Here is a 15,103-nt window from a genome sequence, read left to right as displayed (position 1 = left end):
TGCATGTGTTAGGCCTGCCGCCAGCGTTCAATCTGAGCCATGATCAAACTCTTCAATTTAAAGTTTGATGTGTTTTCCGAAGAAAACGGTGCTCAAAGAATTTACTGTTAGTTCGTATGAATTAACTGTTGTCACTCTTCAAGACTTTTCACAAATATTTTAGTGAAGCGTCCTGCGAGTGCCCACACAGATTGTCTGATTGATTGTTAAAGAGCAGGACCACTTACTGTGGTCGCGGGTCGCATATATTATGCTTTCCCGAAAAGAAGTCAAGCGATATGCGCCTGATTTCTTACTGAAACCGCTTCGGTTTGTTGCCGTTGCCGTGTCAGTGGAGGCGCATTATAGGGACTTCTCAGGCGCTGACAAGCACTAATTTCAAAAATAATTTTGACCGCTCAATATTTACTCGCCAGCAGGCAAAAGCGTTAATCGTTCAAGCGAGCTGAAACCATAACGGCGCAGAACAGGCAACAGTGTCGCGACCTTAGGTGTAATCGATAAACAGTAAGCCAGATTAGGCTCTGTCGACAATTTCGGATTCTCCAGATGCTCAATCAGCCATGCTGTTCTGCGCGCAATAGCGGTGCCCGAATCAACAAGCCGTGTGCCGTCAGGCAATACCTGTTGCAACTCTTCCGACAACAGAGGGAAATGAGTACATCCCAGAACGACCGTATCCGGGGGCTCCGGCAATTTCAGCCAGGGCTTGAGGATTTTCCGCAGCGCGTCCTCAGGTACCGCTTCCCCCTGAAGTTTGGCTTCTCCCCATTCCACCAATTCTGCAGACCCCAGCAGCAGAATCTGACAGTCATTGGCAAAGCGGGAAATCAGTTCATGCGTATAAGGACGCTGGACCGTAGCACGCGTCGCCAACAACCCAACGACGCCATTCCGGGTCAATTTGGCAGCCGGTTTTACCGCGGGCACCACACCAACGACGGGGAAATTAAAGCGCGCACGCAGTGCCGGGAGTGAAATCGTACTGGCCGTATTACAGGCAATGATTACCAATGACAGCGGATGTTGTTTTTCCACCGCGTCAACGATAGACACCACGCGTTCAATGATGAATTGCTCAGGCTTTTCTCCATAGGGAAAAGCCTCGTTATCAAAGGTGTAGATATAATGTAAGTCCGGCAGCAGTTTGCGAACTTCATCATAAACGGACAAACCGCCCACCCCGGAATCAAATACAAGGACCGTGGGGCGGGCGGGTAAATCAGAAACTATAGCTTCCGGTGAGATAGTATTCTCGCCCTGCAGTTCGGTAGCCATATACCGTCTCGTAATTCTTATCGAACAGGTTGGCGATTCTACCACGAACTGTCAGATGAGAGGTGACGGGATATGACGCAGCAACGTCCCACAGACTAACCCCAGCTAACTTCACCCTCTCTGACGTATTAAAGTTCTGGTCATAACGTTCACCTAAATAATGATAAGTCACCGTCCAGTCTAGGTCTTTGAACTGCCAGTCCAGATCATATTTGAATTGTTGACGGGCACGTCTGGTCAGGACTTCATTTGTATCGACATTGCGTGGATCCAGATAATCGTATGACAGTTTGTGTGATACGAACCCTGTGTCAAACGATGCAGTTGCTTCTACACCTTGTAAACGGGCGCGTCCCACGTTCATATTTGCAAAGGTCGGCGCGCTACCGCTCTGGATCAGGTTATCCACATCATTGCGATATGCCGAAACATGCCAGTTCACCGGACCAGTAAGGCCTTCAATACCGCTTTCCCATTGCTTGCTTTCCTCAGGTTTCAGGTTGGAGTTTCCAGCAAATGACCCATACAATTGACCAACCGTAGGTGCTTTATAACCCGTCCCATAAGAAGCCAGCAGACGATACCCTTCAACAAACTCCCACGCGGCACTGCTCTGCCAGGTAGTATGCTGACCAAACTGGGAGCTATCATCACTACGCAACGCACCTTCAAGTGTTACTGGCCCGAATGACTGCAACGCCGTGGTATAAACGCCAGTATTGTGCAACTCATACCCATTGGTGACAAAATTGGTTCCAGGCTCGGTGGTCTGTCTCTGCCAGTCAACCCCAACGCCGATATTCCCTTTACCAACCTGAACACTGTTGCTCCACTGGACGTTGTATTGTTGGATATCATCCAACGTTGCGGAAATATCAGAGCGGCCAAAACGCGGATCGTAATTATAGTCTTTGCTGTGGCTGTAACTGGTAATCAGCTGAGATGACCAAATATCTTGGTGGTAACGTAATCCGCCATCCCAAGATTGGCTATAGAGCTGCCTTGTATCGGGAAATGCCCCCACACGATTAAAACTGGCGGTACCATCATACCCGGTCCGATTGTCAAAACCGTATCCCCGTAGGAATCCACTTATGTTATCGCTGAACTGATGCTCGACATTGCCGTATAACGTTTTGCTCATAAAGCCGTCACGGTCAGGTTGAGCAGGATCACCAAAAGGATCAGGCAAGTTGGCAACCACATTAAACCCTTTGGTATAGGTGTAATTACCTGCAAAGGTTGCCAGCGTATTGGCACCCAGTTGCTGCTGGGTCGCAGCGTCATAGGATTGATAACCATTGGAGCCGATACCTGCGGAAAGCGTGGTACCTTTCTTCTCGCGTGTCGTAATGATGTTAACCACACCGCCAATCGCATCCGAGCCATAAACGGCAGAACGCGGTCCGCGGATATATTCTACTTTCTGAACCAACGAGATCGGGATTTGGCTGATATCGGAAGAACCGCTGACGCCGGCCTGATTAAGCCGAACACCGTCAATCAACACCAGTACATGGCTTGAAGAAGAACCGCGAATAAACAGAGAGTTCAATTGCCCCAGCCCGCCGCTCTGGTAGAAATCGACACCCGGAAGTCGGCGCATCACATCCGACAGACTCTTCGACTGCCAGCGATCAATATCATCACGCGTCACCACGGTAGTGGGTGCCAGTACGGAAGAAATCGGCTGGGGGAAACGGTTGGCGGTCACCACCATTGCGTCATTGCTGTTTTGCTGTGTGTTGTCGCTACCCTGCGCCCATCCTGAAAAAGCGGTGGCTACCATCGCCGCCAGCATTGTGGTTTTTTTAGTAAACATTATAAGCATCCAAACTGAATTGGCAGGATGCCGCACCCTCATGATCGATAGCACGCGATGACCATGAAACATTGCGACGTATTCCGGCAGGTCTTCGGACTCGGGGGTCTGCCATGATGGCAGGCTCGGCGGCGATGACTTCCCATCCGTCAGGACAGTGTCCGCATCACGCTATCGTCGCCCATTCCCCTTACCGCTGCGCGTCAGTTCCAGATTCGCACTGGATTCCCTTTTCACTTGCGAGGCAAGACCGGACGCCCATGCTACGATCGAGGCAGGTGGATGTCTAGACTTCCATTTTGGATAAGAGAATCCGTGCAACAAGGCTGGACATCCCTTCTGGATGCCCTACAATCGCGCCCTGACAACATCGCCACCTTATCCCAGCCGTTTTTCAGATGAGACCATCATGACGCCAGAGATTCTGCCCATCGATCAGTATGACGCCCAGCTTGAAGAAAAAACCGGGCGCCTCGGAGCCATGATGGCGCCATTCGATGCGCCGGCGCCGGCCGTGTTTCGATCGCCGGTCAGTCACTACCGGATGCGGGCGGAATTTCGGATCTGGCATGATGGCGATGACTTGTACCACATTATGTTTGATCAGCAGACTAAACAGCGGATCCGGGTCGATCAGTTCCCGGCCGCCAGCGAGTTGATCAACCGCCTGATGCCGGCGCTGCTCAGTACCCTGCGGGCCGAGCCGGTGCTACGGCGCAAGCTGTTTCAGATTGATTATCTCTCCACGCTTAGCGGTGAGATTGCGGTCTCGTTGCTCTACCACAAAGCGCTGGATGACGAATGGCAGCAGCGCGCTCGCCTCCTGCGTGATCAACTGCGCAGTCAGGGTTTTGCCCTGCAGTTGATTGGCCGCGCCACCAAAACCAAAATCTGTCTGGATCGGGATTACGTGGACGAGTGCCTGCCGGTCGCTGGCCGTCAGATGATTTATCGTCAGGTGGAAAACAGCTTCACCCAGCCCAATGCGATGATGAATATCCAGATGCTAGAGTGGGCGCTATCGGTGACGCAGGGGTCGAAAGGCGATTTGCTGGAACTGTACTGCGGCAACGGTAACTTTTCGCTGGCGCTGGCGCGCAATTTCGAGCGGGTGCTGGCAACCGAAATCGCCAAGCCATCGGTCGCGGCGGCGCAGTACAATATTGCCGCCAATCAGATTGATAACGTACAGATTATTCGCATGGCGGCGGAGGAATTCACCCAGGCCATGAACGGCGTGCGTCAGTTCAACCGCCTGCAAGGCATCGATCTGAGCGGCTATCGCTGTGAAACCATTTTTGTCGATCCGCCTCGCAGCGGCCTGGACGACGGCACCGTAAAACTGGTGCAGGCGTATCCGCGCATTCTGTATATCTCCTGCAACCCGGAAACACTGTGCGCCAACCTGGAAATCCTGAGTCAGACGCACCGCATCAGCCAGTTGGCGCTGTTTGACCAGTTCCCTTATACCCACCACATGGAATGCGGCGTGTTACTGGAAAAGCGCCAGTAACCTCACCACGGATTAAGGCGTGTTGGTTTTACTGTCGGGCTTGCGGGCCCGCAGCTTCACCACCAGCCACAGCGCCAGCACCACGCACAGGATTGACGGCACGAAATTGGAGCCGATTTGCGGGTACTCGGCGCGCACAATAGCGCTGTAAAGCAGCAAACCGAACAGGAAACAGCCCGCCGCCAGCAGCGGCGTGCCTTTTGGCATGGCATGATGCATATAACGCTGATGCAGGCAGTAAACCGACAGCACCAACGCAATCAGCGGAAAGATGGAAAACGGCACGATAGAACTGAACACGGCGACAAAGGAACCATTCGCGGACAAACCGGCCACCAGCGCCAGCACCAGCGTACTTTTCTCTGAACTTATCTGCTCTGTCATGACTTTTCCTCTGATTATCCCTCAGGGTAGGCAAACCCCTTGCCCTGCTCTCTGCGATACCAGTAATAGGCGCCTTTGGCAATCATGCGCAACTGCAACACCAGCCGCTCTTCCAACTGGCGTCGCTGTTCTATATCCACATCCAGCGCTTCAGCGCCGGCGCTAAATACGATGATCACCATCGCTTCCGCCTGCGCCTCCGCGAAGCTGCGCGGGATATGATTTTCGACTTCAAGATAGTCCGCCAGTTCAGCGATAAAATGCTGAATCTCACGCGCCACGGCAGCACGGAATGCCGCTGAAGTGCCGGAACGTTCGCGCAACAGTAGCCGAAAGGCGTTGGGGTTATTGCCGATGAACTCCATGAACGTCGATACCGATGTTCTGATCACGCTACCGCCGCTTTTGACGATACGCTGGCGCGCCTGCCGCATCAGCTGGCGCAGCATCAACCCGCTTTCATCCACCATCGTCAACCCCAGTTCGTCCACATCGCGGAAATGGCGATAAAACGAGGTAGGGGCAATGCCGGCTTCACGAGCCACCTCACGCAAACTCAGGCTGGCAAAACTGCGTTCAGCGCTTAACTGGCTGAAAGCGGCCTCAATCAGGGAACGACGAGTTCGTTCTTTTTGTTGTGCTCTGACACCCATTATCCTGCCCGCAGTCATCGGCTCTCCTTAAGTCAAGGGGAGCACTATAACAAACTTTACTCTCTACATACTGCGCCAAAGTTTGCCATAGTAAAAATGTGATCATCGGTTCCCATACGGATGTCAGGGATGATTGGGTTATCAGCAGGACGATGTTACAATCGCGTTAGTAATTTGTATAAAAACAGGTGGTTCCTACCATGTCCATACAACAGCAATACGATTACGATGCCATCGTGATTGGTTCGGGTCCGGGCGGTGAAGGGGCGGCTATGGGGCTCGCCAAACAAGGGGCGAAAATTGCCGTGATAGAACGGCATTATAATGTTGGCGGTGGCTGTACCCACTGGGGAACCATCCCATCCAAAGCCCTCCGACACGCCGTCAGCCGTATCATCGAATTCAATCAAAACCCACTCTACAGCGACAACGCCCGCGTCATCAGTTCCTCATTTTCCGATATCCTGCGTCACGCCGACAGCGTGATCGGCCAGCAAACCCGCATGCGTCAGGGTTTCTACGAACGTAATCACTGCGAACTGTTTTCCGGCGAGGCGCGCTTTATTGATGCGCATACCGTCGCGGTCTACTACCCGGACGACACCCACGATACGTTGACCGCCGCCAATATCATTATCGCCACCGGTTCACGGCCTTATCATCCGGCCGGGGTGGATTTTCATCATCCCCGTATCTACGACAGCGACTCCATTCTCGATCTGGATTATGAACCCAAACACGTGATCATCTACGGTGCTGGGGTAATCGGCTGCGAATATGCGTCGATCTTCCGGGGGTTGAACGTGAAGGTCGATCTGATCAATACCCGCGATCGGCTGCTGGCGTTTCTCGATCAGGAGATGTCCGACGCGTTGTCCTATCACTTCTGGAACAGCGGCGTGGTAATTCGTCACAACGAGGAATTCGAACGCATCGAAGGCCTGGATGACGGCGTCATCATCCATCTGAAATCAGGCAAAAAGATGAAGGCGGATTGCCTGTTCTACGCCAACGGACGCACCGGCAACACCGAAACGCTGGGGCTGGAGAATATCGGGCTGGAAACGGATAGCCGCGGCCAGTTGAAGGTTAACAGCATGTACCAGACCGCTCAGGCGCACATCTACGCCGTGGGCGATGTGATCGGTTATCCCAGTCTGGCGTCAGCCGCCTATGATCAGGGCCGCATCGCGGCGCAGGCCATCACCAAAGGCGACGCCACCGCGCATCTGATCGAGGATATTCCCACCGGTATTTACACGATCCCGGAGATCAGTTCCGTCGGCAAAACCGAGCAGGAACTCACCGCCATGAAAGTGCCGTATGAAGTCGGCCGCGCCCAGTTCAAGCACCTGGCGCGAGCGCAAATTGTCGGGATGAACGTCGGTAGCCTGAAAATTCTGTTCCACCGCGAGACCAAGCAGATTCTGGGCATTCACTGCTTTGGCGAACGCGCGGCCGAAATCATTCACATCGGTCAGGCCATCATGGAACAGAAAGGCGAAGGCAATACCATCGAGTATTTTGTGAACACCACATTCAACTACCCGACTATGGCCGAAGCCTATCGGGTAGCGGCGCTGAACGGTTTAAACCGGTTGTTTTAACAACCGGTTTTTTGATAACGAATCGTTTTGGCTTTGATTAATCAGACTGTTTTGACAGCTGTTCCATGTGGAGCTGCATGTGCTCGCGCACCGAATCGGCCAGTTGTTCATAACGGCCGCGCAACGGCGAGCCCGGACGATACACCAGTGCGATGGTGCGTTTGGGCTCCGGTTTGTAACAAGGCAAATAGCACACGCCGTCACGCACTCGTTCCCGCGGCACCGCCAGCGACGGCAGCAGGGTAATACCGCTGCCCGCCGCTACCATGTTGCGCAGAGTTTCCAGACTGGTGGCACGGAAATGGGTATCCTCGTCCGCGCCTGCCTGGAAACAAAATCCCATCGCCTGATCGCGCAGGCAGTGCCCGTCTTCCAGCATCAGCAGTTTTTCGCCCGACAAATCGGACATCGCCACCCGCTCGCGGTTCGCCCAGGGGTGATCCTGATAAATCGCCAGCTTCATCGGCTCGTCAAACAGCGGCACTTCGATAAACGCTTCCGACTCTTTCACCATCGCCAGAATGGCGCAATCCAACTTGCCGCTGTCGAGCTGGGCCAGCAGTTGGTGAGTCTGGGCTTCATGCAGGTACATTTCCAGCTTCGGGAAAGTGCGGTGCAACATCGGGATAATCTGGGGCAACAGATAAGGGCCGACCGTCGGGATCAGGCCGATATGCAGCGGACCGGACATGGTTTCGCCCTGCTGACTGGCCATCTCCTTCAGCACCTTCACTTCACGCAATACGGTTCTGGCCTGCTCGACCAGCAGCAACCCCGCCTGAGTGAACAGGACTTTGCGGCTGGTTCTCTCCAGCAGCATCACCCCCAGTTCGTCTTCCAGTTTGCGGATCTGGCCGCTCAATGTGGGCTGGCTGACGTGGCAGGAGTCCGCTGCGCGTCGGAAATGGCGATGCTCCGCCAATGCCACCAGATACTCTAAATCCCGAATATTCATGCCCTGATTCCCCTAAACATGATAGTCCCTAGCGATAGATAGGATAGCAACGAACGATTAGTCCTATCAACATTTGATAATGAATAATGTCCCTAACGAATCGAGTCCTGATCACTGACGGATTCAGCCAAACAGAACGTTTCGACTAGCAGGGACTGAAAAATGTTTGTAAGCCAAGAAGGCAAAAAAATTCCGTCAGTAACTTTCCATACCCGTCAGGGGGATCAATGGGTTGACGTGACGACCGGGGAACTCTTCAACAACAAGACCGTGGTCGTCTTTTCCTTGCCAGGGGCCTTTACACCAACCTGCTCTTCCAGTCATTTGCCACGCTATAACGAGTTGGCTGCGGTATTCAAGCAATTTGGCGTGGATGCGGTTTTATGCGTATCCGTGAACGATACTTTTGTGATGAATGCCTGGAAAGCCGACCAAGACGCAGAAAACATTACGTTTATTCCCGATGGCAACGGTGAGTTCACCCGCGCCATGAACATGCTGGTCGAAAAAGCGGAACTGGGCTTCGGCCCCCGCTCCTGGCGCTACTCCATGCTGGTTCGTCACGGCGTGGTGGAGAAAATGTTTGTTGAACCCAACAAGCCGGGCGACCCGTTTGAAGTTTCCGACGCCGACACCATGCTGAAGTACCTTGCTCCTCACTATAAGGTTCAGGAATCTGTTTCACTGTTTACCAAACCCGGCTGCCCGTTTTGCGCCAAAGCCAAACAGTTGCTGCAGGATCGCGGTATTCAATACGAAGAAATCATGCTGGGTAAGGATGCCACCACGGTGAGCCTGCGGGCGGTAACCGGACGTAGCACCGTTCCCCAGGTATTCATGGGCGGCCGTCATATCGGCGGCAGCGAAGAACTCGAAACATTCCTGACCACATAAATTTTTATAAAGCCAACGAAACTTTGGCGGGCTTCGGCCCGCCCTTTTTTTATCTCCAAATAGCGCTTTTTATCTTCGAATATCGTTATTCACGCCAAATACCCCATGCCTTAAGCACGAATGCCCGCCCGGATATCTCCGGGCGGGCATTCGGCATAATAGTCGGCGAGAAAATCAGGCGGCCGTCACCGGGCGCACGCCCAGCGTATGGCAAATGGCGTAGCTCAGTTCCGAACGGTTCAGGGTATAGAAATGGAAATCCTTCACGCCTTCACGGCTGAGGATCTTCACCATATCCATGGCGATCGACGCGCCGACCATCTTGCGGGTTTCCGGGTCGTTATCCAGCCCTTCGAACATGGCGGTCATCCAGTTCGGCACACGCACATTGGTCATGGTGGCAAAACGCTGCAACTGCTTAAAGTTCGACACCGGCAGAATACCGGGTACGATTTCCACATCGATACCGGTCGTGACGCAGCGGTCGCGAAAGCGCAGATAGCTTTCCACGTCAAAAAAGAACTGTGTGATGGCGCGGCTGGCGCCGGCGTCAATCTTGCGTTTGAGATTGATCAGGTCCGCCTGCGCGCTTTTCGCTTCCGGATGCACTTCAGGATAGGCCGCGACCGAAATATCAAAATCCCCCACTTCCTTGAGCAAGGCGACCAGATCAGAGGCGTACATCTCCGGTTTGCCGCCGTCCGGCGGCAAGTCGCCGCGCAGGGCGACGATGTGACGGATGCCGCTCTGCCAGTAGTCCTGAGCAATGGCTTTCAGTTCGTCGCGGGAAGCATCGATGCAGGTCAGGTGCGGCGCGGCTTCCAGGCCGGTACGTTCCTTGATGCCTTTGATGATGCTGTGAGTGCGGTCACGCTCGCCGGAATTGGCGCCGTAGGTCACCGACACGAATTTGGGTTTCAGGCTACTGAGGCGGTCAATGGAGTTCCACAGCGTTTCTTCCATCTCGCTGGTGCGCGGTGGGAAAAACTCAAAGGAAACGTTAATCCGCCCCTGTAATTCCGCCAGGTTCTGGTTCAGCGCTTCCTGATGGTTCGCGTGGAAAAAACTCATATCCTTACCTCGATTCGCCATTATCATCGTTATTTTCTACAAACGTCTATACGTTTAGACGTCTATATAGAAAATGACCGAATCCGCCTAAAGAGTCAACGCTTTTCAGCGTGATAAATGCTGATGTTTGTTCATGCAAGATGAAGAAAATTCATGGCAGCGGACGGCAAGCCGTCATGCCCCATCACAGAAAAAACACACATGAAATGTAAGGGACGCACCCTCAGTATTGGCAAAAAACGCGGCCCTCGCCACTGGATGAATCGCAGGCATAACAAAGCCCGCGGCTGCGGGCTTTAGGACATGATGGCTAACGCTGTCTGATTTCAACTGACGCGATTACAACAGTTGCGCCAACCGATTGAGATCCGACTGAATCGCCCCGGCTGTCACGTCGCGGCCGGCTCCCGGACCGCGAATCACCAGCGGGTTATCACGATACCAGCGGCTTTCGATAGCGAACACGTTATCACACGGCAACAACGCCGCCAGCGGATGATCCGCCCGTACGGCTTCCACCCCTACGCGCGCCTTGCCGTTGACGTCAAAGCGGGCGACATAACGCAGCACCAGTCCCATTTCGTTGGCGGCTTCCAGTCGCTGCAACATTTGCTGATTCAGCGGCTCGCCGTCTTCAAAGAACTGATCCACCGAACCGTTTTCGCATCCGGCCGGCACCAGCGACTCCACCCGCACCTGATTGGGTTCGATCTCATAACCCGCTTCGCGCGCCAGAATAACCAGCTTGCGCATCACATCCTGACCGGAAAGATCGACACGCGGATCCGGCTCGGTCAATCCCTGCTGCCAGGCTTGATCCACCAGTTCGGTAAAAGGCACCGTTCCGTCAAACTGCAGGAACAACCATGACAGCGTACCGGAAAAAATGCCGCTGATAGCCAGAATGCTATCGCCGCTTTCACGCAGGTCCCGTACCGCATAGTTCACCGGCAGCCCGGCGCCAACGGTGGCGTTGTACAGCCAGTGACGCCCGGTTTTAGCGAACGCGTCGCGGATCTGCCGATAGTTGTCGCCGCCGGACGCGCCCGCCAGTTTGTTGGCGCTGATCACATGGAAGCCATAGCTGGCGAAATCCAGATAGAGATCGGCAACCGACTGGCTGGCGGTCACATCCAACACCACCAAGTCATCATACGGATGGGCGCGCATCCACAGGAACAGTTCATCATCGTCACGCTCCTGCGCTTCATCGCCGAAGAAAGCCAGCACACGGCTGGCGTCCAGCCCGTCGTAATTCAGCAGGCTGCGGGAACTGTCCACCACGCCCGCCAGCGTGAACTCAAAACCGGTGCGCGCCGAAATCAGGCTCTGCTCACGAGCGAACAGCTCCAGCCAACGCGAACCGATGTTACCTTTGCCGAACAACACCAGCCCGATGCGTTTTTCCGCCCGGAACAGCGAATGATGCAGACCGCGCACCAGATGCTCGGTCGGCCCTACACGCAGCACCGCCACCAGACTGATGTCGTCTTCCGCCTGCCAGACGAACTCGATCGGCTGGTCGCGCAGTTGTTGGTAGAAACGGTGGCTGTGCAGCGGGTTGCGGCAAACGCCCGCCCCCACCAGCGCCACCAGCGCCAGCCCTTCGCGCAGATGAAGCGATACCGGCAACGCCGCCTGCTCCAGCACCTGCCAGGCGCTATGCACCACTTCCGAGGTGTAGCACAGCTGCAGCAGGTTGCGATCCTGATGCACGCCCAGCGCCAGCGGCCGGATCTGGGATTTTTGCAACAACTGTTCGACGTCTTTATGGGTGCGGGCAAAATCGTGCTCCGCCGGTACGCCAATCTCAATCAGACAAACATCATCATGACTGGTGACAATCTTGGCGCCTGTGCCGGAGGCCAGCACGCGCTCAATGCGGGTCGACCCTTGTTCAGGTTGGTAGCTGCAGCGCAATTGCAGATCGATATCGCTGCCGGAAACCGGCTGCAGGGTGCGGGCATGCAATACCGGCGCCGCCAGACGGGCCAGCTCGCTGGCTTCATCCAGCCGCAGCAGCGGCAACAGGCAGGCGTCTTTCACCTTACGCGGGTCAGCGCTGTAGACGCCGGCCACGTCGCTCCAGATGGTGACGCGCTCGACGCCAGCCAGCGCGCCAATCTGCGTGGCCGAATAGTCGCTGCCGTTACGGCCTAGCAGGACGGTTTCGCCTGCGTCGTTACTGCTGATAAAACCGGTAATCACCAGACGCTGCCCGGCATGCTGGGTCAGCAGTTGTTGCAGCAGCGGCCAGGAACGACCTTCATCGACCTGCGGCTGCGCCGCACGCTCGGCGCACAGGAAGGTACGCGCATCCAGCCAGGCGGCGGGCAGATTTTTCTGATTCAGTACCGCCGCCATCAGACGGGCGGACCAGATTTCGCCGTGCCCGACCACCTCGGCGTAGGCGGCGTCGGTGAGCTTGCCATCCAGCAACGCGGCCAGACGTTCCAGATCGCGAATGAATTCATTGATAAGCGGTGCCGCCGTTTCGGCCGGCAGCAAACCGGAAATCAGCTCGCTTTGATAACGGCGCAGCGACTGTTGTACCTGATGGGCGGAAATCCGGTCAGACTGGCTGAGGTTCAACCAGCTGATCAACTGGTTAGTGGTGCTGCCCGCCGCCGATACCACCATCAAATCGCCCGCCTGGCTGTAATCCGCCATGATGCCGGCGACGCGCTGATAACATTTCACATCAGCCAGGCTGCTGCCGCCGAATTTGTGCAGTTGCCGTCCCTTCACGGCCGCTGCTATCCCTAACGCACTCATTGTTACCTCTTGGCTGCTGCCTGAAATGCTCTGTCCAGATCGGCAACCAGATCGTCGCCGTCTTCAATACCGACAGAAATACGCAATAACGTCTCCGAGATACCGGCGGCGGCGCGCGCTTCCGGCGCCATGCCGGCGTGGGTCATGGTAGCCGCGTGAGAAATCAGGCTCTCTACGCCGCCCAGCGATTCCGCCAGCGTGAACAATTCCAGTGCGGCCAGAAAGCGGCGCAGAGTACCTTCATCGCCGTCCAGCTCAAAACTCAGCATCGCGCCAAAACCGGACTGCTGCTGGCGGGCAATCTCATGACCGGCATTCTCGGGTAAAGACGGATGATACAACGCTTTCACCAGCGGCTGATGCCGCAAATACTCCACAATTTGCAGCGCATTCTTCTGCGCGAGCGTCATACGCGGCGACAGCGTACGCAGACCACGCAGCAACAGGTAGCTGTCAAAGGCTGCGCCGGTCACGCCGATGTTATTGGCCCACCAGGCCAGCTCCGTCACCACCGCTGGATCGCGGGCGATAACCGCGCCGGCTACCACGTCCGAATGACCATTGAGGTATTTGGTGCAAGAGTGCACCACCAGATCCGCCCCCAATTTCAGCGGATTTTGCAACGCCGGGCTCAGGAAGGTGTTATCCACCACGCTCACCGCGCCCGCTTCGCGCGCCGCCTGACAGATGGCCGCGATATCCACCACACGCAGCAACGGGTTGCTGGGGCTTTCCACCAGCACCAGCTTCGGTTTTTCCGCCAGCGCCGCCTGCAGCTCGGCCGCATTGCCCTGATCGACGAATTTCACCCGGTAGGCGCCGCGTTTGCTCAGGCTGTCGAACAAACGGTAGCTGCCGCCGTAGCAATCGTGCGGAGCCACCAGCAGGTCGCCAGGCCGCAAAAACACCGTACAGACCAGCAGAATCGCCGACATGCCGCTGCTGGTCATGACCGCGCCCGCGCCCCCCTCCAGTTCCGCCAGCGCGCGTTGAACCACATCACGGGTCGGGTTGCCGCGCCGGGAATAGTCATGCGCTCTGGGTTCATTAAAGCCGGTGAAATTGTAGGTGCTGGAGAGATGAATCGGGGGAACAACGCAACCGAACTGCTCGTCATTGTTTAACCCACTGCGGACTGCGATAGTAGCCTGTTTACGCGTCATCGGTGCTTTTCCTGACTGGAGGACTGAGGTAAAGAGATTAAAGAGTAAACCCGGACGATATAGACGTCAATACATCTGGACTTCTAAACTTCTTTGCGTATAGATTGAGCATCCCTATAATAATCGTTAGAATTATGGTGTTTTGTGCCAGTGACTGTTTTTATCACGATCAATATTTAAGGTATCCCATGGCTGAGTGGAATGGCGAATACGTAAGCCCATACGCTGAACACGGCAAGAAGAGCGAGCAGGTTAAGAAGATCACCGTATCTATCCCCTTGAAGGTATTGAAGATACTGACAGACGAGCGTACCCGTCGTCAGGTCAACAACCTGCGTCACGCAACCAATAGCGAGTTACTGTGTGAGGCGTTTTTGCACGCTTTTACCGGCCAACCCTTACCGAATGATGACGACCTGCGTAAAGAACGCGGCGACGAAATTCCCGATGCCGCCAAGGCGATTATGCGTGAGATGGGGATTGACCCGGATACGTGGGAATACTGACTCGCCCGTTTGGAGCGGATGGGGAAAGACACCAGAAACGACAAAGGCACCCGCAGGTGCCTTTGTTTTGGCTGGAAAACCGGTTAACCGGTTTTCCGCCCCGGTGCAAAAACCAATTATTTTTTGGTGCCCGGGACGCTGAAGCGTTTGTTGAAACGCTCAACACGACCACCGGTGTCAACGACACGCTGTTTGCCGGTGAAGAACGGGTGGCAAGCGCCGCACACGTCCAGGTTCAGGTCATGAGCAGCGGTGGAGCGGGTTTTGATGACGTTACCGCAAGAGCAAGTAGCGGTAATTTCAACGTAATTCGGGTGAATACCTTCTTTCATGGGAAACCTCTGTTTAAGGCCGTGTCGCTATCCAGCCCTGTTCCGCCAGACACCACACGAAGTTGAGTGAAATGTTCTTTACACCACAAGGTATAAAGGCGGCGGATCATACAGAAATTAACCACCCGATGCAATTGGATCCGCGCGGAC

General features: G+C 55.0%; 13 protein-coding genes and 1 riboswitch. Of the genes, 4 read left to right on the top strand and 9 right to left on the bottom strand.

Features of this window, described 5'->3' with window-relative positions; all coding sequences use genetic code 11:
- Positions 1-405: 405 nt before the first annotated feature.
- The gene (gene murI, locus DXX3274_RS01700; RefSeq protein WP_042858235.1) at positions 406-1,278 is read right to left on the bottom strand and encodes a glutamate racemase; all 873 of its coding nucleotides are present in this window, start codon (positions 1,276-1,278) and stop codon (positions 406-408) included.
- Positions 1,223-3,100, bottom strand: coding sequence for a TonB-dependent vitamin B12 receptor BtuB (gene btuB / locus DXX3274_RS01695; protein ID WP_042861800.1), 1,878 nt, complete (start codon positions 3,098-3,100; stop codon positions 1,223-1,225). The genes murI and btuB overlap by 56 nt, the downstream gene beginning before the upstream one ends.
- A gap of 67 nt (positions 3,101-3,167) precedes the next feature.
- Positions 3,168-3,370: riboswitch (cobalamin riboswitch) on the bottom strand.
- Positions 3,371-3,509: 139 nt separating this feature from the next.
- Between btuB and trmA the strand changes: the two genes are divergently transcribed.
- A complete protein-coding gene (trmA, locus tag DXX3274_RS01690; RefSeq protein WP_042858234.1) occupies positions 3,510-4,613 on the top strand; it encodes a tRNA (uridine(54)-C5)-methyltransferase TrmA in 1,104 nt (367 codons plus the stop codon).
- A gap of 12 nt (positions 4,614-4,625) precedes the next feature.
- Here the strand turns inward: trmA and DXX3274_RS01685 are convergent, their stop codons facing one another.
- Both DXX3274_RS01685 and fabR read right to left on the bottom strand, forming a co-directional pair.
- Positions 4,626-4,997, bottom strand: a complete 372-nt coding sequence (locus tag DXX3274_RS01685) for a YijD family membrane protein (protein WP_042858232.1) — start codon at positions 4,995-4,997, stop codon at positions 4,626-4,628.
- A gap of 14 nt (positions 4,998-5,011) precedes the next feature.
- The gene (gene fabR / locus DXX3274_RS01680; RefSeq protein WP_042858231.1) at positions 5,012-5,650 is read right to left on the bottom strand and encodes an HTH-type transcriptional repressor FabR; all 639 of its coding nucleotides are present in this window, start codon (positions 5,648-5,650) and stop codon (positions 5,012-5,014) included.
- Positions 5,651-5,856: 206 nt separating this feature from the next.
- Here fabR and sthA point away from each other — a divergent pair, with 206 nt between their 5' ends.
- Positions 5,857-7,257, top strand: coding sequence for a Si-specific NAD(P)(+) transhydrogenase (sthA, locus tag DXX3274_RS01675; RefSeq protein WP_152495296.1), 1,401 nt, complete (start codon positions 5,857-5,859; stop codon positions 7,255-7,257).
- A 37-nt stretch (positions 7,258-7,294) separates the two neighbouring features.
- On the opposite strand, the gene oxyR is transcribed toward sthA, so the two are convergent.
- Positions 7,295-8,212 carry a DNA-binding transcriptional regulator OxyR gene (gene oxyR / locus DXX3274_RS01670; protein ID WP_033569035.1) on the bottom strand — a complete coding sequence of 306 codons (918 nt, stop codon included), beginning with the start codon at positions 8,210-8,212 and terminating at the stop codon, positions 7,295-7,297.
- A gap of 162 nt (positions 8,213-8,374) precedes the next feature.
- On the opposite strand from oxyR, the gene DXX3274_RS01665 reads away from it, so the two are divergent.
- Positions 8,375-9,106 carry a glutathione peroxidase gene (locus DXX3274_RS01665; RefSeq protein WP_038664565.1) on the top strand — a complete coding sequence of 244 codons (732 nt, stop codon included), beginning with the start codon at positions 8,375-8,377 and terminating at the stop codon, positions 9,104-9,106.
- Positions 9,107-9,280: 174 nt separating this feature from the next.
- Here DXX3274_RS01665 and metF read toward each other — a convergent pair whose 3' ends face one another.
- The 3 genes from metF to metB form a co-directional block, all read right to left on the bottom strand.
- Entirely contained in the window at positions 9,281-10,177 is an 897-nt protein-coding gene (metF, locus tag DXX3274_RS01660) for a methylenetetrahydrofolate reductase (protein ID WP_042858229.1), read from the bottom strand.
- A 339-nt stretch (positions 10,178-10,516) separates the two neighbouring features.
- On the bottom strand, positions 10,517-12,952 hold the full coding sequence (locus tag DXX3274_RS01655; protein ID WP_042858228.1) for a bifunctional aspartate kinase/homoserine dehydrogenase II: 2,436 nt from the start codon (positions 12,950-12,952) through the stop codon (positions 10,517-10,519).
- A gap of 2 nt (positions 12,953-12,954) precedes the next feature.
- Complete coding sequence (gene metB, locus DXX3274_RS01650) at positions 12,955-14,115, bottom strand: cystathionine gamma-synthase (protein WP_042858227.1); 1,161 nt, start codon at positions 14,113-14,115, stop codon at positions 12,955-12,957.
- A 188-nt stretch (positions 14,116-14,303) separates the two neighbouring features.
- Here metB and metJ point away from each other — a divergent pair, with 188 nt between their 5' ends.
- Positions 14,304-14,621, top strand: coding sequence for a met regulon transcriptional regulator MetJ (metJ, locus tag DXX3274_RS01645; protein WP_013315901.1), 318 nt, complete (start codon positions 14,304-14,306; stop codon positions 14,619-14,621).
- Positions 14,622-14,737: 116 nt separating this feature from the next.
- Here metJ and rpmE read toward each other — a convergent pair whose 3' ends face one another.
- Positions 14,738-14,953: a 50S ribosomal protein L31 gene (rpmE, locus tag DXX3274_RS01640; protein ID WP_013315900.1), complete on the bottom strand. Its 216-nt coding sequence runs from the start codon at positions 14,951-14,953 to the stop codon at positions 14,738-14,740.
- Positions 14,954-15,103 lie beyond the last annotated feature (150 nt).

It is taken from the genome of Dickeya sp. NCPPB 3274 (genome assembly GCF_000406205.1).
Taxonomy (GTDB): Bacteria; Pseudomonadota; Gammaproteobacteria; order Enterobacterales; family Enterobacteriaceae; genus Dickeya; species Dickeya fangzhongdai.
The sequence above is the reverse complement of the archived record's forward strand: the minus strand, read 5'-3'. Positions and strand labels throughout refer to the sequence as shown.

Bases quoted from the DNA above. Each gene is read 5' to 3' on its own strand.
- murI (WP_042858235.1), bottom strand. From the start codon at position 1,278: ATGGCTACCGAACTGCAGGGCGAGAATACTATCTCACCGGAAGCTATA.
- btuB (WP_042861800.1), bottom strand. From the start codon at position 3,100: ATGTTTACTAAAAAAACCACAATGCTGGCGGCGATGGTAGCCACCGCT.
- trmA (WP_042858234.1), top strand. From the start codon at position 3,510: ATGACGCCAGAGATTCTGCCCATCGATCAGTATGACGCCCAGCTTGAA.
- DXX3274_RS01685 (WP_042858232.1), bottom strand. From the start codon at position 4,997: ATGACAGAGCAGATAAGTTCAGAGAAAAGTACGCTGGTGCTGGCGCTG.
- fabR (WP_042858231.1), bottom strand. From the start codon at position 5,650: ATGGGTGTCAGAGCACAACAAAAAGAACGAACTCGTCGTTCCCTGATT.
- oxyR (WP_033569035.1), bottom strand. From the start codon at position 8,212: ATGAATATTCGGGATTTAGAGTATCTGGTGGCATTGGCGGAGCATCGC.
- DXX3274_RS01665 (WP_038664565.1), top strand. From the start codon at position 8,375: ATGTTTGTAAGCCAAGAAGGCAAAAAAATTCCGTCAGTAACTTTCCAT.
- metF (WP_042858229.1), bottom strand. From the start codon at position 10,177: ATGAGTTTTTTCCACGCGAACCATCAGGAAGCGCTGAACCAGAACCTG.
- DXX3274_RS01655 (WP_042858228.1), bottom strand. From the start codon at position 12,952: ATGAGTGCGTTAGGGATAGCAGCGGCCGTGAAGGGACGGCAACTGCAC.
- metB (WP_042858227.1), bottom strand. From the start codon at position 14,115: ATGACGCGTAAACAGGCTACTATCGCAGTCCGCAGTGGGTTAAACAAT.
- metJ (WP_013315901.1), top strand. From the start codon at position 14,304: ATGGCTGAGTGGAATGGCGAATACGTAAGCCCATACGCTGAACACGGC.
- rpmE (WP_013315900.1), bottom strand. From the start codon at position 14,953: ATGAAAGAAGGTATTCACCCGAATTACGTTGAAATTACCGCTACTTGC.